Here is a 21,787-nt window from a genome sequence, read left to right as displayed (position 1 = left end):
AACCGAGTGACGCCGTTGTCCAGTGCACGGGCTATAGACGGATCGCTTTGACGAACTTGATTCACGATCCACATGGCCAAATTGTAACCGTTTCCATTTGCGGCAACGTGAGCCGAAATTGCAGCTTTCAGAGACGTCATTGCGTCGTCGACGTCAGTTTGAGTGCTCATGCTCTTTTCCTTTCACGTTGGGCCGCCGAACGGCGGAACGGAGGGATGATTTGAACGCTTCGGCAAGCGGGGTTGCCGTCACCGTTCCATCAGTGCTGAAACACCGATGGAGACCAACCGCTTTTGCGGCCCGATCACGCGATGCCACGCTGAAGATCATGTTCGTTCGATTGGTGTCAATGTTAGCGCCAGACTTTGCCAACGCCTTCTGCAGATCGGGCAACGTCGCGAAGTGCGCGCCGACGTAACCGAGCAGATTGTCCATCTTGGTCGCCCATACGATCAACTGATCCGCGGCAGCAAGGCCAGCACGGTGCTTCTCGTCGGCGTCGCGCTCGGCGAACTCGCGGCGCTCCTCAGCGTCGCGCTTTTCAGCTCCACCGATTGCGAGAGTGAGATTCTCAAGTTCAGTCGCGATGCGCGCCTGATCTTCGCAGCATTTCAAAAGCAATTTCTTAGAGTCAGCGTCGCCCTCAGCGGCCTTTAACGCATGTCCGGCGCGCTCCGTGTGGAGCTGTTCTAATCGCCTCTGACACTCGTCCCGCCGCTTGTAGAGGACCCGCAGCGCCGGGGTCGGTCCGGGCTGCTTTGGCGCGCGCTCGCTTTCCAGCGCCTGCGCGTAGTCTTTTCGTAACTGCGCCGCCTCGGCGTTCGCAATGACTATCTCAGCCGCGATTTGATCGCCTTTATCGCGGCGTCGCTCGTTTTCACGTTGCTCGACATCACTGAGACGGCGATTGAACCGAAGCGGCTGATTGGCGTCGGCTTCGGTCTGGAGCCGCCGAATTCGCGTGAGCACATTCTCAAGCTCGCCGAGGATTTGCGTTGATGTTTTCATTTCGTCACCATCTCGGTTGATCCCATCCAACGTAAAGGCCATGAGTGAGTTTTTCGTAAGGACCGGCATCGACCGAGATCAGGTTGCCGAGGTCTATGTCTCGTGCAGTAGTTGGTAGTGCTAATAGCAACGCTCCTGCTGCACTGTTGATTAGGTCGTCATGACTGCCCGGGCCGTGATCGATCATATCGCGGCCACCTCGGGATGTGCGCCGCTCTAGGCCGCAAAGTTGAGTGAGCAGGCGCTGGTTATCAAGCAATGCGACATTTCGGGAGTTCAACTCCGGCAAAAGGTTCTGGTAAATCTCGGACCGTGTGTGCTCGGATATGCGATGAGCAACTCCGTGGCGGGTGAAAACTTCTCGAGGCCATTCACCTCCGTATCGGTCGCCGGTAACGGCGCTAAGGTGATATCGCTTGAGCAAATCGGCGATCTCGGTGACGACCGCCTCAGGCGAAAATGGCGGCTTGAACTCCCGCACCGCGTCCAGCACCAACGTCCGCTTTTCAGCGTGTGCGATCCCGACGGTCATGCTGTCGTGAGAGCCACCGGACGGGTCGACGAAGGCGTGGTACAAGACGTCCGACATGTAGGGCCGCTCGAACACGCCGGGATCAACCGCTGCCTCGGCGACCTCACGAGACACAAACGGCTCGAGGTCCACGCGGAACTGCGCGAGATATTCGGCGCTAGCCGCCGCAGGGTCTCGCTCGATCGCCCGATCAACAACCGACTGCGGCAAGCTGGAATTCATGGTGGTCGAAGCCGCCTGCAAAACCAGCACGCGAGGGTCGCCCGAAGTTCCGTAGTGGCGGCGATAGGTGGTCCAGACCTCCCCGCGTCGGGCATGGGGGCTGGAGATTACCAAAAGCGGACCACGCGTGGTCGCCAGCGAAGGTCGGACCGCATTCAGGATTTCGGAGTCGGGATTCACCGAGCCCTCGACTGCCCAGAAGGCCGCCTCGTCCGCGATGACGGCGACCGCCGTGACGCCTCGCAAACCACGGAAGCTGGCCGCCCGCACTTCCAGATCGATGCCGTTCCGGAGCGCCAAGGTGTCGGCCGTTTCACGCTCGATCAACTCCTCCAATGCCGGGACGCTGCGGAAGATGCCCACCGCATAGCCGAACGCGACGGCCGCAGCTCGCTGATTCTGAGCCACAAATAGGACCAGACCCCTCTCGCCTAAGGACAGAGCTTCGGAGTAGTCGCAGAAACCGGCCAAGTAGGCGGCCAGCGTGGCGGCCGCACGCGTTTTCCCGCCACGGCGGCCTACTACCGCCCAAAGCTCGTCAACCCTCTCCAACGGCTCCGCATCGCGTCCTGTGAGTTCTTTGAAGATGATTTTTTCGTCACTGTGGAGCGGCTCGCCCATGGCGGCGATCAAGATCACCCGCCAAGCGAACCAAGTCGGTCCGGCCAAAACGCCGCCAAGCAGGCGAGGCTCCTCGAGCGCCGCCCGGATGGTGACCTTCGGCCTCATCGAGCACCTCGCCGTTCGGCGATGATGGCATCGAGTATCGACGGCCCCGATGATGCTGTTCGCCTGCCGACCTTAGGGCGCAAGCTGTTGAGGCAGCGTGTCACCGCACCGGAAATCTTCGTGATCTCAGCAGCGTTAACCAGTTCACCCCTGAGCACCGCTTGCTGCATGGCTTCGCGTACGACGACGAGACCTGCAACTTGTTCAATAAGCGCGCGCTCGCCGGTGCTGGGTTCGTGGCCAAGGTCGCGGGCTAAGCCATCGGCCAATTCGCGTTGCCGACGGGCCGCGCGTGTCGCGCGCGGACGGCGATGAGCTGGACGCTCAGTGCGGTCGCTTCCTTCAGAGAAAGTCATCGCAACCCCTGTCAACGGATGCTAACGCGGCTTTATTCGCGTGCAATTCGGTACTGTACTGGGGACTGAGCAGTTCGCGAGCGCGACCACGGCATGGCGGAAGATGGGGCGCTATTCCTTAAAAAATCGATACAAATGCTTACCGGGCGATGACCGAGCCTATTTTCGATGTTATATCCCCACAAAAGAAGGCTTTGCGCATTTCTGAAAAAGAAGTGACCACTGCGCGCGCGTCGGCGCGCCAGCACAGATGCGGCGACAGACACCGCGCGGCGACGAGAATTTTTTTCCGCGTTGATTGTTTGCAGGGGAGCGCTCACTCCTCATCATTTGTGGGATCGGGCGCGCCGTTGTAACGGCGCGCCGCTGCCCGTTCACGGATTGCGGCGTCCTTGCGGGCGGCCTCGTGAGTGGCGCTGAATCGAATCTTTGAAAAGCGGGACTCTTTCGTTGAGCTTTCTGTCCCCCCGTCGTGGGGAATGGTTTTTGACCCGCCGTGGGGAATGTTCGTATTCCCCCCCACTGTGGGGAACATGGTTGCGGGTAATTCCGAGGAAGCCCAGATGCGGCGCTGCGCTCTGTTCCGGTCAAAAACGGAGGCTCGAATGATGGCACCGGCCCTTTCCAATTCCAGAAGTGCGGCCTGAATCTTGATTATAGGAATATCGAGCTTTCGCTCTAAGAAGCCATCCGTGCAGAAGGCATACCCCTGCTTAAGTCCGAACATCCATTCGAGGGTCCATGCAACTCGGAGGACGCGGGATGAACCAGCAAAGTGCCTCCCAACGGCCGTTCGCCACCGGTCAAGTTGCTGCGCTCTTTCGGCTGCGGTACGCCACGTGATCGCTTTTTCTGGAACCTCCGAAGGTTTTATGAAGCGACGTTTGGAAGGCATCTGACTTGGAGGTTCGATCATGTGCGGTCACCGCTGCGTTTGCGGTCTCTCGCCTGCTTGCCCAGATGCCTAAGAAATTGGCCTTGAAAAGCCGATCGAATGCGCGCGCATGGGCGCGCGCGAAAACCCTCGCACCGACCGTTATGAGGTTTGCTGCCGCATCGGTCTTCGGTATATTGGGAGCTTGCAGGCACCGTCACCGAAGAAGCCGCCCCCACGGATGGGCGGCTTTTTTTTGTTTTGCTCAATTACGGTTCAGTCGACGGCGTTTTGCACCGGTCCTCAGCCCATGCGAGCCCCGCACCTAACTCATAAAGCGGGCGACTGCCCCACCATCGAGCGACAGGCGGTCCCTTGCCACGCGAGGGCAGACAAAGCTGGTTGAAATAACCGGCGCTGATAACGTAGCCGCGATCATTCAACTGCTGGCGAAGCTCCTCGCGTGTCAAAAAGCGGGCTTCAACTTTTTTAGCGTGGCTTGGAGTAGACATGGTTCACGTTCCGCACTCGAGTTGCAGCGTGATATTTCCTCACACCGTTCAAGGCGGGGCGTAGCCCCATGTAGCTCAAACTCCATAGTTTCCCGGAGTTGGCTAGTGCATCAGACTCTGTTTTCAGGTCAATGGGCAAAAATTGCCGGGCGGACTAACCTAGTCCGTGATTGAACAAGACGATGTTGGGCTGAGGATTGACAATCAACTCGATCTGCCGCGCCAACGCTTCAAAGGCATATTTTTTCTCGTTGTAAAATTCGTGTCGATCATAGGTCCTCCGTATCCCGCCGATGGTATGACTCAGGGCCCTTTCGGCGTGATCGGGGTCGACGCCCGCGCGGCTCATCAATGACCGCGCCGTTCTGCGTAAATCATGATTGGTCCAGCCGATCACGCCGCACCGCTTGTCGAAGGCCTTCTTGAACTGGTTAAAGGCGGCAATGGGCTTGGTACCGTTGGTGGTAAAGATCGGGCCGAAGCTCTGTTCACCGATCACGGGGACGGCCTCCAAGAGGCTTATGGCGGCCGTAGAGAGAGGTATCAGGAAGTCCCGCTTGTTCTTCATCCGCGCGGCGGAGATCAACCAGTCGCCTCCCCTGCGTTCCGATCTGTCCATCCTGGCGCCTTCGTTCAAACGAACAGCCGTCAGAAGCAGGTATCGGAGCAGCTGGGCATACATGAACAACCCCATGCGCTCGGCTTCTGCATTTGCGATTATCTCACCGGTGGCCGCCCAGACTGCCCGGACCTCGTCGTCTGACAAAATCCGCTCCCGGCCGGTAGCATTGCTCCGGCCCATACCCCGCACGATCGGGCTACGGAAGTCGTCATCACGGGTCGCGTGCCAGTTGCAGATGCGACGAACCACCAGCAATGCGCCGTCGGCCATGGCGGGACCGTGGTTGTCCTCGACCCCGTCGAGGAGTGCTACGATATCGCTACGCTTCAGCTTGGCGGCGATCTTGTCTCCGATAATTGGATAGATAAGCCGATTCAGAATTGCGATGCGCTGATCCATGGAGCGCAATTTCGGGGCTTCCCTTTTTACATAATCCTCGGCGATCGTCCGAAACTTACCCTTTTTCGATTGCGCGGTCCGGTCGGCCTTTCTCTTCGCGACAGGATCGACGCCCTTAGCGACGTCGCCTTGCAAAATGTCGGCCCACTTATACGCGTCTGGTAACCTCGTGGTGCCGCTCAACGAGGCGCGGCGAGAATCGCCATGCCCGTTGCGATACTGAAAAACAAAACTTCGCTTGCCCTTGGCCGTCACCATCAAGCCAAAGCCGGGGCGCTTTTCATCCCAGTAGATGATGCGATCTTTTCCGTCCGATGGGCCGCTAGCTGTTGCTACGTATCCTGCAGTCAACTTCACCTGCATGTACAATTCTCCGGGTCAGCGTTCGGTAAGCATCGATTGGCCATGCCAGTGAATGCTGAACTATAAGAGAATCGTAAAAAGCATCTCTGCTGCAAGGGTTTTTGCGATCCGGCATACGGCTCTAAATGGCATTCGATGGCAGGCTATGGATAAAATACGTCTTGATCGCAAAGCCAACCGTGAGCGTCGGAAACAGCGCCAGCAGCGCCCGCACCGCAAAGAACACGACGCCCGCGACGACAGCCATGTGATAGCCTGATATCGACAGCACATGGCCGAGGCCGGAGATGAACATCGCGTCATTGACGGGCTCGGAGATCGCGTCGCGCCGGCCGGTCAGAAGCGCGGTCGCGATCGCGCGCTTGTCGCCTTCCAGCACGGTCCTGATCCGCGCGTCGATCGCATCCCGCATGCCTTGCATGAACGCCGAATAGCGCAGCTTCCACCCGCCGCCATCAGGCGCTTCCGCGGTCCTGATCGCGCCCATCACAAAACCGGAGGCGCCGATGCCGGAGAAGAACATGTCGCGGCCGAAATCGTAGCTGCCGGGCCGCAGCGGCGACATCGGCGGCAACAGCCGCGCTTTCAATTCGACAAAGCTGCCCACGTCAGGCGCGGTGCCCTTCTTGACCGACAGCCGCACCCGCTCGATTTTTGTCGCGTCGCGCGCGCTCTCCATGGTCACGACGCGCAGCACAAAACGGTCGGTGCGCTCGCGGATGTCGCGGGTTTCGACAAATCCCGTCAGCGCCACCGAAAACATCGGCCGCGCCAGCACGCCATGCGCGATCCGCGCCGTCTTCCAGGTCGCAATCGCAAAGCCGGCGGCGACGGCGGCAATCATCACGGCGACCGGAAACATTTTGTGCCGCCGCAGCAAGAACGCCGCCGCGCACAGCACGAGGGCGGTGACGGCCGCGACCGACAGCACCGGCTCATGGTCGGCGGCAAAGTAGAAGGCGATGCCGGTGCCGAAGGCGACGGGCACCCAGGGCAGCAAACGCCCCGCCCCCGCCTCCGCGCGCGCCCATTGCCGCAAGGTCTCGATCAGCGGCGGCCACAGCGCAAGACGCTGGGGCGCGAGACCGCCGACCGGCGCCGCCCCACGCGGCGGCCACGTGCCGGCATAGCCTCGCCTTTGGCCCGACGTGTTGCCCTGCTCCGACATCAAGCTACCCACACGATACGCTCGCGGGGACAAAGCTACCGGAAGGTGTCAGGTGCCGGCTAGCAGAACGGAAGTGGAATATCGGGGAAAGGCGCCGCGCGCGCGGGAGCGAAGCCCCGCGCTCTCAAGACTGCTGTGGGAAGAAAAACCCGCCGGTAACTGCCCCGGCGGGTTTCCTTTACGCATCACTCTCGCGGGGGCTTTGGGGTCCGTTCCGCGATTGCCTTCAGGATGACTGGTGACCGTTGAAAGTTGATTTTCTGACGACATCGGCTGTCAATATGACTCTCGTCACAGCACGTCAGATCGCCGCCCGGGATACTCGCTCCAGATCAACGGCGCACAGCGCCACAACATGGAGCGGGACAATGACCAACCAGACCTCGATTTACGAATTGACCGCCTCCGAACTCGATGCAGTCGCCGGTGGCTGCGCGGGACTAGTCCTCGCAGCTACGAAGTCCGCCCCAACTAGGGCGCGGACTCATTAACGCGCAGCCATAGCCTGATTGATGCGAGCTGGACGAAGGCAAGGTAGTTGGCGGCAAGCCTGTCGTAGCGCGTTGCAATCCGACGACATTGTTTGATCCGGTTGAAGAACCGCTCGACCCGGTTCCGGTCCCGGTAGAGAAAAGGGCTGTAGCAGATTGGGTCGCGGCGATTGCTTTTTGGCGGGATGTTGGCCCACGCGCCCTTCTTCTTGGCAAGCTCTCTGATCCAGTCGGCGTCATAGCCACGGCGCATTGATCCGGATTTCAGACGAGACAGCAGTTTTCCGGCAAGTCGAACGTCGTGGGCTTCACCGGGGCTCAACGCCAGCCGCACCGGCAAACCATTGCTATCGACCAATGCATGAATTTTGCTCGTCAAACCGCCGCGTGACCTTCCCATCGATTGGCGCTGGTTCCCTGTGATGCATGCTCAATGCTGATGCTCGCGGACGATTGAAGTGTCGATCATCTGGACAGCCGCATCGTGGGCAGCGGCGAGTGCGTCTATGATACGGCTCCAGACGCCCGCCCGGCGCCAACGAACGAATCGGTTGTCGCAAGTGGTGTATGGGCCGAACGCCTCCGGCAGATCACGCCAAGGCGCTCCAGAGCGCAGAACCCAGAAAATGCCGTTGAGGACACGACGGTCGTTTACCCGAGGAACTCTACGCGGCTTGTTCGGCAGCATCGGCTTGATGGCGGTCATAGTCGGAGAGTTCGTAGCGCAAGGTTCGAAGCCCCTGTTTGGGAGCTTGATTCACAGGCGTAAGGCCATGCACAATGCCCCTTGGCCGAGCCCGGCACCGGGCGCTTTGGGGCAAAGCGAACATCGACCGGCCGACAAATCTCCGCGGAATCGGTCAAAAATGAACCTTCCCGACACGGCTCGCTCCTTCATAATAACCTCGAAAGTACAATGGAGGTAAAAAGATGAAGTGTCTGCGCATTTTCGCTACGCCTGATGGCGAATCCCATTTTGGGGAAGTTGATATCCCCACGACACTAACGCGATCGTTTCCGAATGGAGCGCCTGCCGCTAACTATGAATCTTCGCGTTCCGCTTTCTACGAAGCCTCGCGAGTTCGTTTTGTTCATATCCCTGCAGGGCGCGCGAAGCGGACTTTCATAACCCACCGGGTCGACTCCTTGCCATTTGGTTGGATGGCGAGGTCGAGTTTGAAACGAGCGACGGAGAGATGAGACGTGTCTCCGCTGGAAAGGCGGTTCTAGTCGAGGATACGCATGGGAAAGGGCATATCTCGCGCCATCCACCGGAAGGGCAAAATGTTATACAGGTCTTACTGCCGCACGGCCTTGACGCGCCTTCTGCGTAGTCGGTTGTTGGCCCATCGCATCACTTCGCGGCGACGTGGCAATTCACTGGCTGTCGGATCGAAGCGTCATTCGGCGAAGCAGCTCCCACCGAGCCGGGTTTATGAGTACGCGCCCTAGCGGCCGCACCCCAGTAGACCTAAACAGCAAATCGTCTTCGGGCGCAGTCTTCTCTGCCGTCGGCAGCCAGACTTGGTGAAAGCCTAGTCTGTTGCGATAGTCGCCTCAGCTTGGCGGCCTCTTTCATTCCGAAATTTCAAACCACCGGCGCTAGGGCTAGACGGTGCCGATGCGCCTGGTGTGACCCGTGGGAACGTTCCAGCGCAAGAAACCGGCGGCATCGGCGTCAAGGCGCCCTCTCTAGGCGAAAAACCCCGCCGGTTAGGGCGGGGCTAAGTCGGTAATCATTGCTTCTTTAGCTTAGCCCGCGTGAGGGCTGCTGACAGGGTAACAAACCAGCCCGCATAGTCGATTCGCTTTCCTTGCATGCTTGCCTGCTTATCCTGCATGCGTGCACGCAGTGCAGTTCCGCAACAGGGCCGCACTCCCACTCAGGCTGACGCTGGTAGCGTCGCTAAGTGCCACGGGACCGCGGGTTCAATGAACGGTCGCCGCCTTGCAACATGCAGGTGACCTTGGCAGGGCCGTTGACCCAAACGGGTGATGGAAAGCTGATGGGTAAAGTTGTTTAATACCAACTTGGTGGCACGCATTAAGTGTCCGCTGGTACCTATTATTTTATTGCGCTTTGGCGAAATTTATTTTTGCAGGTTTTGAGATGGTTCAGGAAATCGACAGGTTAGTTGTCGGGACTCGCTTCAAGATGAGTAAGCTAGGCGATGCTCAATGCCCCGAGCTCGCTAATCTTACCGGCATCGTTGTCGAGGTGAGTCAAAGCAATTCGGGCATTACCGTGTTGTTCGATGGCGCTAAAAGACCAACTTGCCTGCACAGGGATTTCATCACCCTAATCTCGCGGTAACGCATCGCCGAACTTCGCCCGCACGAGCGCAAGTTGTCGCAGCGCCAGGCGGCATCTATCCCCGCGCGTCACGGCCCTGCGTCCCCGGTCCGGGGATTGCTATGGAAATGTCCGAAATTTGCCGGGGTTTGTGCTGGGTAAGACTACGGGCCCCAGCCTTTTCATCATCCATCTAGATGGTTGATCCCTTTTGATTTTTAAGGCGGTCGCTTTTGGCCCTCACCAGCGCCGCGATGTTGCCGCGCTCTGTTCATGCTCCAGAGTGAGTAGTCCCGGAACAGAAAAAGGCAGTAGCCTGGCGTGTTTTGCGTCTTGCGCGTGACCGCGCGTTTGAACCCAAGAAGGAGCGGTTAGACCCGCCGCAAAGCTTGCGCGCTCTCTCAGGTTTGCCGGATCCATGAATGTCCGGGGATTACCCCCAAAGGCCCACGCACGGGATCGAATGTTTTTGTTAACGAATAGACCCGATGGGTTTGCTTTCGACTGACGGCTTCGGTTCGTCCTTCTGGAGGCTGGCATTGTCTTCTGGACCGGGAGTTCCGTTATGCCTCGCTCACCGTCGATCGTGCCGCGAGAAGCGGACCGGGACGTTTATCTGGTGCTGGACGATTTCGGCGTCCGTTTAGGCCGAGCATGGCGCGAGACAGACGAAGCGGGTACCGGTCGCGAGACGCTGATCCGAGACCTTATGGACGACCAATGTGGGCATCCGGCGCGCATCATAGCCTTCAATACCGTCGACGGCTGGTCGCGGGACGTGACCATGGATATCGCCGACGAACTGCGCCGGCGATTTGACGAATACGATCAAGTGCCGCGCGCTGTGCAGGAGTTCTTGGAGGCGGCTGTCCGGCGCTAATCTGGATCCGCAATCGCAACAAATTCGGCCCGGGGGGCAAGGCCCAAAATGAGTACGAATAAACGTCAGGAGATGGACAAAGTTCTTTCGGAGATATTCGGCGAGCTAATTTCGACCCAGATTGAGCCCGCGCCGGCAACGTCCTTTGACCCACCAAACGAAGAGGAGCCTTCTGTTCAAGCCCCTGCAGTTGACGCTCCACCCGATGCTGAAGATGCGGTGAGACGGGCGGAGCAAGCAAAGTCATTGCTGTCCGGACTAAACCTTGACACCGCGATCCGCCTCCGCTGGGCGATGCGCGATATCAGAAGTAAGCGAACGAAATTGACGCCCGTCAGCGAAAATGACCTAGCGGCGCTCATGGATCTGGGCTTCGTCGAGATGCAAGAAGGAGTACCGAAGCTCACCGATTTCGGCGTCCTCGCGCTCGATTGACCCGTCGAGATCGAGATGAAGGCGATGGGTAAGTGAAAGCCTGAAGATGCGGCCCGCGGAACGTTTCCAATGAATCGACGTCAGAGCGACGACCCTCTACCAGAATTTCAGGTGGGAGATCGCGTCCGGTTGAGTGAGCTAGGGAAATCGCGCACGCCCCGAACCAAGTCTCGTGGCACGGTAGTGCGTATTCCTGGGTGGACGGCCGCACAAGGTTCTGTGCAAGTCTTGTTTGATGGCAACAAAGAACCGACAAAAATGCACCGGTCCTACCTCGAGATCGACCTGTAATCTGTAATATTCACCAAAAGGAAACGGCCCCAGCGCGGGAGCGAGTGCCGCTGGCCTGCCGTTGCCGACGCAATCAACCAGTGGACGGGCACGCTGTTTCTGTGGCGCCACGATCGACATAGCGACGGCCGACCGTCACATATACGAAACACATGTGATGGATTTGCATCCCGCATGCAACACGTCACCGCCCGCCCCTACGCCGATCCCGCCAAGGCCGCACAGCGCTGAAACCGCCGCTGCTCCGCCTTACGTCCTACGCTTCTCCCACCCATCGTGGCGTTCCGCCGCGCCACGTGCCGGCACTTCCCCTTGACATGCCGGCGCTCCGCCGCCCGAATGGCGGGTAGCGCAAAAAGCGCGCGGCGCGGTGCAATACCCGGCGCATCAAAAACAAAATGGGGAGGGTTTGCGAATGCTTCGCCAAGTAATCCGCGATGCCAAAAGTCTGGCCAGAAATGTTGCCCTTGCTTCGATTGCAGCGCTAAGCCTGCTCGGCGCCGGCAACGCGCAAGCGGCCTTCCCGGAGCGACCCATCACGCTGATCGTGCCATGGGCCGCCGGCGGCGGCACCGACGCGGTCGCGCGCCAGATCGCCAACATCATGGAGCGCGATCTCAAGCAGCCGGTGAACGTCGTGAACCGCACCGGCGGATCGGGCGTGGTCGGCCACCAGGCGATCGCGACCGCAGCGCCTGACGGTTACACGTTCGGCCTCATCACGCTGGAGATCACCCTGATGCACTGGGCGGGGCTTACCGATCTTACGTTCGAGAAGTTCACGCCGCTCGGGCTGGTCAACCAGGACTTCGCCGCGATCCACGTCAAGGCGGACTCGCCCTACAAGAACGTCAAGGAGCTGTTCGCGCATATCAAGGCGAACCCGAACAAGGTGGTGGCCTCGGGCACCGGCCAGGGCGGAAGCTGGCATGTCGCGCTCGCCGGCCTGATGCAGGCCGACGGCGTTTCGCCGACCTCGATCCGCTGGGTGCCGTCCACGGGCGCTGCGACCGCGCTGACGGATCTGGCCGCCGGCGGCGTCGACTTCGTCGCGTGCTCGATGCCGGAAGCCGAGGCGCTGATCAAGGCGGGGCGTATCCGCAGCCTCGCGTTCTTCTCGCCCAAGCGCGCGCCGAACTTCCCTGACGTGCCGACCACCGAGGAGGCGACCGGTCACAAGTTTCACAAGGGCGTGTGGCGCGGCTTTGCGGCGCCCAAGGGCCTGCCGCCGGAGATCGCCAAGACGTATGAGGCCGCGATCAAGAAGGCCTGGGACAGCGACGAGTTCAAGGATTTCATGACCCGGCGTGGCTTCGACATGATCTATCTGGATGCGGCAAGGTACGGCGAGTTCATGAAGGCCGACGACGAGGACAACGGCAAGGCGCTGAAGTCGCTCGGGCTGGCGAAGTGAAGCGCCCCGCAAGCCTCGTCGTCCTCCGTTTCGCCACTGCGGCGTTGCCTTTCCCTTCTGTCCCTGACACGACTTCCTGAAGATCACCCCGGGCCGGCGCCGAAATGTTCGCCTGCTGGCTCGGTGCAGGGGTAGAGGGGAATTGCTTTTGCCGCTATTGGTCCCGCCGATTAATGTCCGGAGCATTTTCTACGGCCATGTCCAGTAAGTAGCAGGCGAGAACGCCCAGCTTAGCACCACCGATCAGTGCAAGGAGCGCCATTGCCCATCGGAGGCTCATCTCCGCAAACATGTCGGACGTGAAAACGAACAAGAGCCCGACGCTGGCTCCCACCGCTGCACTGAAAAAATACCTGACGGGCATGCTGTTCAACAGCAAATGACGTCATATAGTTCCGGGGAACCTTTGGCTGGCGCGGAGAGGTTTGCGTGATGCTTAAAGGATGGTTCCGCAAATTCGACGAGGCGATCGAGGCGCCGGACGGCACACAGCTCAACACGCTGCGCGAGGCGGTCGCCTACCTCGCCGAGACCGTTCCCAAATCAGAACGCGATATGCCGGCAGTCACGACCGCGGCGGAAATCCTTACCTACGCCGCGGAGCGCGGTATTGCCTGGATGTTCTTTGCGCGCATGGCTGTGCTCAAGGCACTGCACCGCCACGAAGTCCTGCAGTTCAATCCCGATGCCAAAGAGCATCATTGGGGAAAGCGGAAGCTCAAAAGAGATCAGTAAGGCGCGCGCTCCCGCAACCGTGAACCGCACGGCCCCAAGCCGCACTATTTCCACGACCTGTAAGCGTCCAGCGCGTGAGCGACAAGGATGCCGACGCTGAGAATTATCAGAAATGCTGCAACGGCCTCGAACATTGGCGATCCTCGCAGGGTCGCTCAAGTAAGCAACTCAGCTCGCTGCACAGTCAAAATGATTCGCCTTGTCGCCGCAGATCGCGGAGCGACTGGTGACTTTGAGCAACGGTCGACCTGGTTTTCACCCGAATTTCTAAGCTTGACTGCCCATTTTTTGCCTGTTTTGGGGCGGAAACAGCGATCCTAGCCTTAACCTAGCGGCCAACGCAGGCGGTGGCTGAAATGACGGACCTATCCCACGAAGTCGCGCACGACCACGACCTCCGTATCCTTGTCCGCGTGGTCTCATTTTGTACTCTGGGCCTCTGGTCATTTGCAGCCGGTTTGCTGATAGGCACCTTTCTGTTTTCGTGATCGATGCCCGCTGCTGCGCAATGGCCTCTCGGCCATCAAGTTGGTCGCGGGTGAGTTAGCACTGCCTTCTAACATTAAGCGCCGTTCAACCCTGACTTTGGCGAGGTGCTTTATGCGACGGGCGAGCATCGCACTCTTGCGCAAGATTTTGGCCACCCGGCTCTTCGCTTCACGCGCGCAGCGATATCGGCGCCCTATGATCGGCGCCTCGAGGCGCGCGTCGTCCGTGCTGGTTGGCGTGGCAGCGTTCGCACTCCTGGCCCCTCAAGCCGCTGTTTCTCAGGGCCGCATCGAAATAGTGAATTTCCAAACCCTTACCTTTCCCGGCAACCTGTTTACGCCTCCTTTCATGGCTGCCCCACAGGAGGGGTCGCCGGCAACTATCTTTGGCATTCTGAGGCTCCCGGAGACCACGGACCGGGTTCCTGCCGTCGTCATAACGCATGGTTGTTCGGGCATCACTGGAGCGGAGACGTACTGGGCGGAAAGTCTCATTCAACTCGGCGTCGCTACCTTCGTCGTCAATAGTTTTGTCGGGAGGAGTATTCCGCGTGTCTGCTCGGGTCCTCACACGATAAGCACAGCCAGTGTGCTCACGGATGTCTATCGCGCGCGGGATCTTCTGGCAGCCCATCCGCGCATCGACCCTTCACGAATTGCAGTGTTGGGATTTTCCTTCGGTGGCCGCAACGCGCTCTGGGCAGCCTCCCCGCGGTTCCAGCAACGCTACGGTCCCGGGCCGTCACCCTTTGCAGCCCATCTCGCGTTTTACCCCACTAGCTGTCATATCAAGCTCATCGATGAAGATCGCGTGGCGAATGTCCCGATACGGATCTTTCATGGCGCCGCCGACGACGCGACGATCATCGGCCGCTGCAGGGAGTACGTCGCAAGGCTCAGCAACGCCGGCACTGACGCCGCCTTATTCGAATACGTTGGCGCCAAGCACTGGTTTGACAACGCCGATCTAGCCAACCGTCAAACGCCGACCGGCTTCCTGAATTACAACAACTGTACGTTCCTCGAGCAAGACGACAAGATCATCGACGTAATGACCGGCAGCCCGGCAGGAACGGGGTCGCCATGCGTGGTGTCGGAGGGGTCCTTTGGTTACAATCCCGCGGCGCGCGAGCAAGCGACAGCAGATGTGCAGAATTTCCTGCGATCGTTGTTCAAGCTTTGACCGCTGCACCTTGCGCGCGCCCATGTGCACGGAGTCTTGATGAACGGCGGCCGTATCGAAAGACGCGAAGCGAAATATCGGGAAAAGCGCCGTCAGGAATGCGTGGCCAGCCATCCAAACGCGCGGCGCAGGAATACGCGGGCATCCGTCTCTACCGGCGTTCCGTGGGCCATCAGCACCTTCTCGGCCGGCCATGCGAAAATGCGTTCCAGAGAGAGCCGCGCGGCGCGGCGGTTGGTAAAGGCGAGACGAAACTTGCGCGGCACCGACGGCTCGGGGCCTACCATGAGGTCCAGTTTCGCCACGACAGCCCGCCAGCCGGAGAACGAACTGGCAGGAAGCTGCTGAATCAAATCGGTGAAGAGCACCGTGCCGCTCTTGGCGTGGAAGAATACCACCTCGGTCGTGATGACATTGCCCTGCATCAGGACCTGATCGATCTCCTGATCCCATTCCGGACTCGGCGCGTCGCCGAGATCGGCGTCAAAGACAATGTCCTCACGCTTCTTGCGCAACCCCGGAGGGGCGTAGACCTTGGCTCCGGGATAGGCCTGCTTCCACGCTGGAAGAAACAAGTGGTGAAGTGAATTGGGCGCAACGATGTGCCGCACTGGACCGAGGGCATCGACCTCTGCCCGCAAGCCATCCGTGAGCTGGATCGGCGACCAGATGAAGAGGCCGCCGCCGGACAGTTTTATGACAGCCATCCGAGTGGGATAATGAAATCCGACGATGACGATTTCGGTTCCATCCGCGATCCAGATATCGTGAGCGAAGTGCTTCAACATAGCCGATCCAATGCAACTGGCATCGGCGGATCGTTAGCCATTGCAGGCTGCTCTCGCAAGCGCCGACAAAATCGTATCGCGCGAGCGTCAAGTCGAACACCGAACGATCCTGCGACGTGGCCTCAGATCAACGGCGCCTTCGACGAGACGTGATGGCTGACGATTTTCCAGTCGCCGTCTTCGCGGGCGATCACCCATGTGATCTTTACCGACAGCTTTACCGCGCCTTCATCGGCGTCGAACGACGCCGTGCCTGCGACATTGACCAGATCGGGTCCGGCCTGCTCGGCCACGACATCGCTGAATTGAACGGCTGACGTCCGCCACCGCGGCAATCCCTTGAAGTAAGCCGTGACGCCGTCCCGCCCGCGATAGAGTTTTGGGTTCGAGCCGAAGAACAGGGCGTGCTTCGAATAAAGCGATGCGAGCGCGTCGGCGTCCAGCCTGCTGAACGCCGTTGCCCATTTCGCCATGATGCCGGATGCGATGTCGTCGGCCGCACTGCGCATCGGAAGTTCCAATCGTTGTGAAACCGATGTCAGCCTTTGGCGACTTCCTTGGCAAACGTGTCGCGCAGGCCAATGGTGCGGTTGAACACTGGTTTGTCCGGCGCCGAATCCTGGTCGCGCACGAAATACCCCTGCCGCTCGAACTGCATCACCTCGTTCGAATTGCTCTCGGCGACGCTGACCTCGATCCGTGCGTCGGACAGCACTTCCAGTGACTGCGGGTTGATGTCGGCGGCGAAATTGCCGGCGTCGGGGCTCGGTTTTGCGAACAGCTGGTTGTAGACGCGGATTTCCGCGGGCCGCGACTGCGCCGCCGGCAGCCAGTGCATGGTGGCCTTGACCTTGCGTCCATCCGGCGCGTTGCCGCCCTTGGTGGCGGGATCATAGGTACAGCGCAGCTCGACCACCTCGCCGGCGTCGTTCTTGATGACGCCGGTGCACTTGATGAAATAGGCGTAGCGCAACCGCACTTCATTGCCCGGAGAAAGCCGGAAGAATTTCTTCGGCGGGTTCTCCATAAAATCGTCCTGCTCGATATAGAGTTCCCGGCCGAACGTGATGCGGCGGGTGCCGGCATCGGGGTTATCAGGGTGATTGACGGCCTCGAGCTCCTCGACCTGGCCTTCCGGATAATTCTCGATCACGACCTTGAGCGGCCGCAGCACCGCCATGCGGCGCTCGGCCGTCTTGTTGAGCAGTTCACGGATGCAGAATTCCAGCATGCCGACATCGACCACGCTGTTGGATTTCGCCACCCCGATGCGCTTGACGAATTCGCGCACCGCCGCCGGCGGCACGCCGCGCCGCTTCAGGCCGGCGACGGTCGGCATCCGCGGATCGTCCCAGCCGGCGACATGGCCCTCCCGCACGAGCTGCGTCAGCACCCGCTTCGAGAGCAGCGTGTAGGTGATGTTGAGCCGTGCGAATTCGTACTGCCGCGGCTTCGACGGCACCGGCAGCTTGTCGAGCAGCCATTCATAGAGCGGCCGGTGATCCTCGAATTCCAGCGTGCAGATCGAATGGGTGATGCCTTCGATGGCGTCCGACTGACCATGGGCGTAGTCGTAGCTCGGATAGATCGACCATTTGTCGCCGGTGCGCGGATGATGGGCGTGCAGGATCCGGTACAGCACGGGATCGCGCATATTGATGTTGCCGGAGGCCATGTCGATTTTGGCGCGCAGCACGCGGGTGCCGTTCGGGAATTCGCCGGCCTTCATGCGGCGAAACAGATCGAGGTTTTCGTCCACCGGGCGGTCGCGGAACGGGCTGTTCTTGCCGGGTTCCGTCAGCGTGCCGCGCGAGAGGCGGATTTCCTCCTGCGACTGGTCGTCGACATAGGCGTGGCCGGCCTTGATCAGGCCTTCCGCCCAGTCGTAGAGCCGCTCGAAATAGTCGGAGGCGTAATAAAGATCGGTTCCCCAGTCGTAGCCGAGCCAGCGCACGTCGGCCTGGATGGAATCGATATATTCCTGCTCTTCCTTGGTCGGATTGGTGTCGTCGAAGCGCAGATGGCACTTGCCGCCAAACTCCTGCGCGATGCCGAAATTAAGGGCAATCGACTTGGCGTGGCCGATATGCAGGTAGCCGTTCGGCTCCGGCGGAAATCGGGTCACGATCCGGCTGTGCTTCTGGGTGTCGAGGTCGGCCTGGACGATGTCGCGAATGAAATCGCGCCCTGCTTCTGCCGCTGCCGGTTCTGTGGTCATTACGTGTTCCCGCTCGGTAAGCGGCCCTTCTGCCAAATTCGCCCCGGCCCGCCAAGCCTGCTTTGTCCAGGACCGGACATTAATGGCGAGACTTTAGTTATGCACCGTCCTGCTATACACCACGGCCGTTCAAGCATAGGCCTGCCCAAATCATGACCGATTCCGTCGTCACCCGCTTTGCCCCCTCACCGACCGGCTTCCTCCACATCGGAGGCGCCCGCACCGCGCTGTTCAACTGGCTCTACGCCAAGAAGCATGGCGGAAAGATGCTGCTGCGGATCGAGGATACCGACCGCGAGCGGTCGACCGAGCCGGCGATTGCCGCGATTCTCGACGGATTGAAGTGGCTGGAGCTCGATTGGGACGGCGACGTCATCTACCAGTTCAGCCGCGCCGCCCGCCACCGCGAGGCCGCCGAGTCCCTGCTCGCCAGTGGCCGCGCCTATCGCTGCTACGCCACGCCTGAGGAACTGACGGCGATGCGCGAGAAGGCCCGCGCCGAGGGCCGCACCCGCCTCTATGACGGCCTGTGGCGCGACCGTAACCCGTCCGAAGCGCCCGCGGGCATGAAGCCCACCATCCGCCTCAAGGCACCGCAGACCGGCGAGACCGTGATCGAGGATCAGGTCCAGGGCCGCGTGGTCTGGCAGAACGAGAACCTCGACGATCTCGTGCTGCTGCGCGGCGACGGCAACCCGACCTACATGCTGGCGGTCGTGGTCGACGACCACGACATGGGCGTCACCCATGTGATCCGGGGTGACGATCATTTGATCAACGCCGCGCGCCAGAAGCAGATCTACGACGCGCTGGAATGGGACATTCCGAACATGTCCCATATCCCGCTGATCCATGGCGCCGATGGCGCAAAACTGTCGAAGCGCCATGGCGCGCTCGGGGTCGAGGCCTACCGCGCACTCGGCTATCTGCCAGCGGCGCTGCGCAATTACCTGGTCCGGCTCGGCTGGGGCCACGGCGACCAGGAGATCTTCTCGACGGAGGAGATGATCGACGCGTTCGACCTGCCCGCCATCGGGCGTTCGGCGGCGCGCTTCGATTTCGCCAAGCTGGAAAACCTCAACGGCCACTACATCCGCCAGGCCGACGATCAAGCGCTCGTGACCATGTTCGAACAGTTGCTGGATTACGTCCCTGATGGCGCCGAGCTGAAGGCCAAGCTCAACGACACCACGCGGGCGCAATTGCTGCGGGCGATGCCGAGCCTGAAGGAGCGCGCCAAGACGCTGCTCGAACTGATCGCCGGCTCCTACTTCATCTTTGCCGACCGTCCGCTCGAGCTCGAGCCGAAAGCGGCCGCCCTGCTGACGCCGGAAACCCGCGAACTGATCGGCAAGCTGCGCGATGCGCTGCAAGCCGTGACCGACTGGAATTCCGAGAGCACCGAGGGGGCGATGCGGAATTTCGCGGAGCAGAATAACCTCAAGCTGGGCGCGGTCGCCCAGCCGCTCCGGGTGGCGCTGACCGGGCGGACGACCTCACCCGGGATTTTTGACGTCCTGGCGGTGCTGGGGCGCGACCAGTGCCTGGCCCGGCTCGGCGATCAGGCCGCCGCTTAGTTTCTGTTTTGACGCGTTTTCTTCCAGCGAACCGGTACCCACTTCGCTGGAAAACGCTAATGGAGCCCCTGCTATGTGCTAGCGGCGGCCATCTTGCAGTGCACAGGGCAATAAGCTACGCATTTTGAAGCCGCCTTCTAGACAATCCGGCTTGCCCTGTTATCTGCCAGAAAACGGCATCAGGTCAGCCCGGTTTTCGCAACGATTTCATCGGGGACTTCGCGATGGACGCAAAATCCAGCAACAAAACTGCAACGCTAACGGTAGGTAACAAGACCTACGATTTCCCGATCCTGAGCGGCACGGTGGGGCCCGATGTCATCGACATCGCCAAGCTCTACGGCCAGGCCGGGATGTTCACCTATGACCCCGGCTTTACCTCCACCGGCAGCTGCCAGTCGAAGATCACCTATATCGACGGCGACGCCGGCATCCTGGAATACCGCGGCTATCCGATCGAGCAGCTCGCCGAAAAGGGCGATTTCCTCGAGACCTGCTATCTCCTGCTGTACGGGGAACTTCCCACCAAGGCGCAGAAGGAAGATTTCGACCACCGCGTGATCCACCACACCATGGTTCACGAGCAGATGGCCCGCTTCTTCCAGGGCTTCCGCCGCGACGCCCACCCGATGGCCATCATGGTCGCGGCCGTCGGCGCGCTGGCCGCGTTCTATCACGACTCTACCGACATCAACGATCCGAAGCAGCGCATGATCGCCTCGATGCGCATGATCGCCAAGGTTCCGACGCTGGCCGCTATGGCCTTCAAATATACCGTCGGCCAGCCCTTCGTGTACCCGAAGAACTCGCTCACCTTTGCAGAGAACTTCCTCAACATGTGCTTCGCGGTGCCCTGCGAGGACTACAAGATCAACCCGGTGCTGGCTGACGCCCTGGACAAGATCTTCATCCTGCACGCCGACCACGAGCAGAACGCCTCGACCTCGACGGTGCGTATCGCCGGCTCCTCCGGCGCCAACCCGTTCGCCTGTATCGCCGCCGGCATCGCCTGCCTGTGGGGACCGGCACATGGCGGCGCCAACGAAGCTGCTCTCGCGATGCTGGCCGACATCGGCACCGTCGACAAGATTCCCGAGTTCATCGCCAAGGTGAAGGACAAGAACAGCGAAGTCCGCCTGATGGGCTTCGGCCATCGCGTATACAAGAACTACGATCCGCGCGCCAAGATCATGCAGAAGATGTGTCACGCGGTGCTGGCCGAGACCGGTCACGGCGACGACCCGATGCTGAAGGTGGCGCTGGAGCTGGAAAAGATCGCGCTCAGCGATCCCTACTTCATCGACCGCAAGCTCTACCCGAACGTCGACTTCTATTCGGGCATTACGCTGAAGGCGATGGGCTTCCCGACCTCGATGTTCACCGTGCTGTTCGCGGTCGCCCGCACCGTCGGCTGGATCAGCCAGTGGAGCGAGATGATCGAGGACCCGCAGCAGAAGATCGGCCGTCCGCGCCAGCTCTACACCGGCGTCGCCCGCCGCGACTACGTCGACATGGGCAAGCGCAAGTAAGGCCTGACGGATACGAGACCTCGAAAGCCGGATGCCGTCACAGCATCCGGCTTTTTTCTTGTAGGGTCTCCGAACCATCCACGTCATTGCGAGCGTAGCGAAGCAATCCATCGCGCCTCGCCAATAAAGAATGGATTGCTTCGTCGCTTCGCTCCTCGCAATGACGCGGAGCCAACTTCCTCAGTCAGGAGACACCATGCTCACCGGAAGCTGCATGTGCAAAAGCGTGGCCTACGAAGTCGATGCCGAACCCGGCGCCATCGTGCATTGCCACTGCGCCACCTGCCGCAAGGCGCATGGCTCGGCGTTCTCGACGGTGACCAGCGTCCCGCGCGACCGCTTTCGCTGGACCAGGGGCGAAAGCCTGCTCAGGGGTTTTGAATCCTCGCCCGGCAAGCAACGCTATTTCTGCACTCAATGCGGCTCGCATATCGTCGCCGAGCGCGCCGGCAGCCGCAGCGTCCTGCTGCGGATGGGGTGCCTGGACACGCCGATCACCAACCGGCCCGCCGCGCACATCTGGCGATCGGATTGCGCGACGTGGTTCGATCCGAAGGACCAGTTGCCGGAGTGGCCGGAAGGTTCGGCGCCGAAGGGTTAGCGCTAGGTGGTGTGGACACTAGCGCATCCACAGAACGATGGCTGCGAGAGTGACGACGGCCCGGTAATTCCGGGCCGTT

General features: G+C 60.4%; 16 protein-coding genes and 2 pseudogenes. 8 read left to right on the top strand and 10 right to left on the bottom strand.

The features are described from left to right. Nucleotides 1-153: 153 nt before the first annotated feature. The 7 genes and pseudogenes from JQ629_RS23520 to JQ629_RS23490 form a co-directional block, all read right to left on the bottom strand. The gene (locus JQ629_RS23520; protein WP_212414678.1) at nt 154-1,050 is read right to left on the bottom strand and encodes a hypothetical protein; all 897 of its coding nucleotides are present in this window, start codon (nt 1,048-1,050) and stop codon (nt 154-156) included. Further along, nucleotides 1,013-2,491 (bottom strand): terminase large subunit domain-containing protein, encoded by a 1,479-nt coding sequence (locus JQ629_RS23515; protein ID WP_212414677.1) that lies wholly within the window; start codon nt 2,489-2,491, stop codon nt 1,013-1,015. Before JQ629_RS23515 ends, JQ629_RS23520 begins: the two co-directional genes overlap by 38 nt. Continuing rightward, nucleotides 2,488-2,847 carry a hypothetical protein gene (locus JQ629_RS23510; RefSeq protein WP_212414676.1) on the bottom strand — a complete coding sequence of 120 codons (360 nt, stop codon included), beginning with the start codon at nt 2,845-2,847 and terminating at the stop codon, nt 2,488-2,490. Before JQ629_RS23510 ends, JQ629_RS23515 begins: the two co-directional genes overlap by 4 nt. Nucleotides 2,848-3,163: 316 nt before the next feature. Further along, nucleotides 3,164-3,763, bottom strand: coding sequence for a hypothetical protein (locus JQ629_RS23505; protein WP_212414675.1), 600 nt, complete (start codon nt 3,761-3,763; stop codon nt 3,164-3,166). A 624-nt stretch (nt 3,764-4,387) separates the two neighbouring features. Next, entirely contained in the window at nt 4,388-5,617 is a 1,230-nt protein-coding gene (locus JQ629_RS23500; protein WP_212414674.1) for a tyrosine-type recombinase/integrase, read from the bottom strand. 154 nt (nt 5,618-5,771) lie between these two features. Further along, a pseudogene (locus JQ629_RS23495) lies at nt 5,772-6,785 on the bottom strand (ComEC/Rec2 family competence protein); the annotation flags it as partial. A gap of 471 nt (nt 6,786-7,256) precedes the next feature. Next, nucleotides 7,257-8,004: pseudogene (locus JQ629_RS23490) on the bottom strand (IS5 family transposase). A 2,130-nt stretch (nt 8,005-10,134) separates the two neighbouring features. Here JQ629_RS23490 and JQ629_RS23485 point away from each other — a divergent pair. From JQ629_RS23485 to JQ629_RS23465, 5 genes are all read left to right on the top strand, one after another. After that, nucleotides 10,135-10,449 (top strand): hypothetical protein, encoded by a 315-nt coding sequence (locus JQ629_RS23485; RefSeq protein ID WP_212414673.1) that lies wholly within the window; start codon nt 10,135-10,137, stop codon nt 10,447-10,449. Nucleotides 10,450-10,497: 48 nt separating this feature from the next. After that, complete coding sequence (locus JQ629_RS37230) at nt 10,498-10,884, top strand: hypothetical protein (protein ID WP_249135233.1); 387 nt, start codon at nt 10,498-10,500, stop codon at nt 10,882-10,884. A 706-nt stretch (nt 10,885-11,590) separates the two neighbouring features. After that, a complete protein-coding gene (locus JQ629_RS23475) occupies nt 11,591-12,589 on the top strand; it encodes a Bug family tripartite tricarboxylate transporter substrate binding protein (RefSeq protein WP_212414672.1) in 999 nt (332 codons plus the stop codon). 432 nt (nt 12,590-13,021) lie between these two features. Further along, a complete protein-coding gene (locus JQ629_RS23470) occupies nt 13,022-13,324 on the top strand; it encodes a hypothetical protein (RefSeq protein ID WP_212414735.1) in 303 nt (100 codons plus the stop codon). A gap of 624 nt (nt 13,325-13,948) precedes the next feature. Beyond that, nucleotides 13,949-14,995, top strand: a complete 1,047-nt coding sequence (locus tag JQ629_RS23465) for a dienelactone hydrolase family protein (RefSeq protein WP_212414671.1) — start codon at nt 13,949-13,951, stop codon at nt 14,993-14,995. 92 nt (nt 14,996-15,087) lie between these two features. On the opposite strand, the gene JQ629_RS23460 is transcribed toward JQ629_RS23465, so the two are convergent. The 3 genes from JQ629_RS23460 to JQ629_RS23450 form a co-directional block, all read right to left on the bottom strand. Beyond that, nucleotides 15,088-15,783 (bottom strand): DUF4336 domain-containing protein, encoded by a 696-nt coding sequence (locus JQ629_RS23460; RefSeq protein ID WP_212414670.1) that lies wholly within the window; start codon nt 15,781-15,783, stop codon nt 15,088-15,090. Nucleotides 15,784-15,905: 122 nt separating this feature from the next. After that, nucleotides 15,906-16,292 (bottom strand): YybH family protein, encoded by a 387-nt coding sequence (locus JQ629_RS23455; RefSeq protein WP_212414669.1) that lies wholly within the window; start codon nt 16,290-16,292, stop codon nt 15,906-15,908. Between the two features lie 29 nt (nt 16,293-16,321). Then, nucleotides 16,322-18,001, bottom strand: coding sequence for a glutamine--tRNA ligase/YqeY domain fusion protein (locus JQ629_RS23450; protein WP_212414668.1), 1,680 nt, complete (start codon nt 17,999-18,001; stop codon nt 16,322-16,324). A 152-nt stretch (nt 18,002-18,153) separates the two neighbouring features. Between JQ629_RS23450 and gltX the strand changes: the two genes are divergently transcribed. From gltX to JQ629_RS23435, 3 genes are all read left to right on the top strand, one after another. Then, nucleotides 18,154-19,578, top strand: a complete 1,425-nt coding sequence (gene gltX / locus JQ629_RS23445; protein WP_212414667.1) for a glutamate--tRNA ligase — start codon at nt 18,154-18,156, stop codon at nt 19,576-19,578. Between the two features lie 224 nt (nt 19,579-19,802). Continuing rightward, complete coding sequence (gene gltA / locus JQ629_RS23440) at nt 19,803-21,107, top strand: citrate synthase (RefSeq protein ID WP_212262361.1); 1,305 nt, start codon at nt 19,803-19,805, stop codon at nt 21,105-21,107. Nucleotides 21,108-21,267: 160 nt separating this feature from the next. Continuing rightward, the gene (locus JQ629_RS23435; RefSeq protein WP_502753262.1) at nt 21,268-21,708 is read left to right on the top strand and encodes a GFA family protein; all 441 of its coding nucleotides are present in this window, start codon (nt 21,268-21,270) and stop codon (nt 21,706-21,708) included. Nucleotides 21,709-21,787 lie beyond the last annotated feature (79 nt).

Source organism: Bradyrhizobium sp. AUGA SZCCT0222 (genome assembly GCF_018130205.1).
Classification (GTDB): Bacteria; Pseudomonadota; Alphaproteobacteria; order Rhizobiales; family Xanthobacteraceae; genus Bradyrhizobium.
This window is presented reverse-complemented; position numbering and strand designations above follow the sequence as displayed.

What these genes read in the sequence shown, in the direction of transcription:
- JQ629_RS23520 (WP_212414678.1), bottom strand. Translation starts at nt 1,050, where the DNA reads ATGGCCTTTACGTTGGATGGGATCAACCGAGATGGTGACGAAATGAAA.
- JQ629_RS23515 (WP_212414677.1), bottom strand. Translation starts at nt 2,491, where the DNA reads ATGAGGCCGAAGGTCACCATCCGGGCGGCGCTCGAGGAGCCTCGCCTG.
- JQ629_RS23510 (WP_212414676.1), bottom strand. Translation starts at nt 2,847, where the DNA reads ATGACTTTCTCTGAAGGAAGCGACCGCACTGAGCGTCCAGCTCATCGC.
- JQ629_RS23505 (WP_212414675.1), bottom strand. Translation starts at nt 3,763, where the DNA reads ATGATCGAACCTCCAAGTCAGATGCCTTCCAAACGTCGCTTCATAAAA.
- JQ629_RS23500 (WP_212414674.1), bottom strand. Translation starts at nt 5,617, where the DNA reads ATGCAGGTGAAGTTGACTGCAGGATACGTAGCAACAGCTAGCGGCCCA.
- JQ629_RS23485 (WP_212414673.1), top strand. Translation starts at nt 10,135, where the DNA reads ATGCCTCGCTCACCGTCGATCGTGCCGCGAGAAGCGGACCGGGACGTT.
- JQ629_RS37230 (WP_249135233.1), top strand. Translation starts at nt 10,498, where the DNA reads ATGAGTACGAATAAACGTCAGGAGATGGACAAAGTTCTTTCGGAGATA.
- JQ629_RS23475 (WP_212414672.1), top strand. Translation starts at nt 11,591, where the DNA reads ATGCTTCGCCAAGTAATCCGCGATGCCAAAAGTCTGGCCAGAAATGTT.
- JQ629_RS23470 (WP_212414735.1), top strand. Translation starts at nt 13,022, where the DNA reads ATGCTTAAAGGATGGTTCCGCAAATTCGACGAGGCGATCGAGGCGCCG.
- JQ629_RS23460 (WP_212414670.1), bottom strand. Translation starts at nt 15,783, where the DNA reads ATGTTGAAGCACTTCGCTCACGATATCTGGATCGCGGATGGAACCGAA.
- JQ629_RS23455 (WP_212414669.1), bottom strand. Translation starts at nt 16,292, where the DNA reads ATGCGCAGTGCGGCCGACGACATCGCATCCGGCATCATGGCGAAATGG.
- JQ629_RS23450 (WP_212414668.1), bottom strand. Translation starts at nt 18,001, where the DNA reads ATGACCACAGAACCGGCAGCGGCAGAAGCAGGGCGCGATTTCATTCGC.
- gltX (WP_212414667.1), top strand. Translation starts at nt 18,154, where the DNA reads ATGACCGATTCCGTCGTCACCCGCTTTGCCCCCTCACCGACCGGCTTC.
- gltA (WP_212262361.1), top strand. Translation starts at nt 19,803, where the DNA reads ATGGACGCAAAATCCAGCAACAAAACTGCAACGCTAACGGTAGGTAAC.
- JQ629_RS23435 (WP_502753262.1), top strand. Translation starts at nt 21,268, where the DNA reads ATGACGCGGAGCCAACTTCCTCAGTCAGGAGACACCATGCTCACCGGA.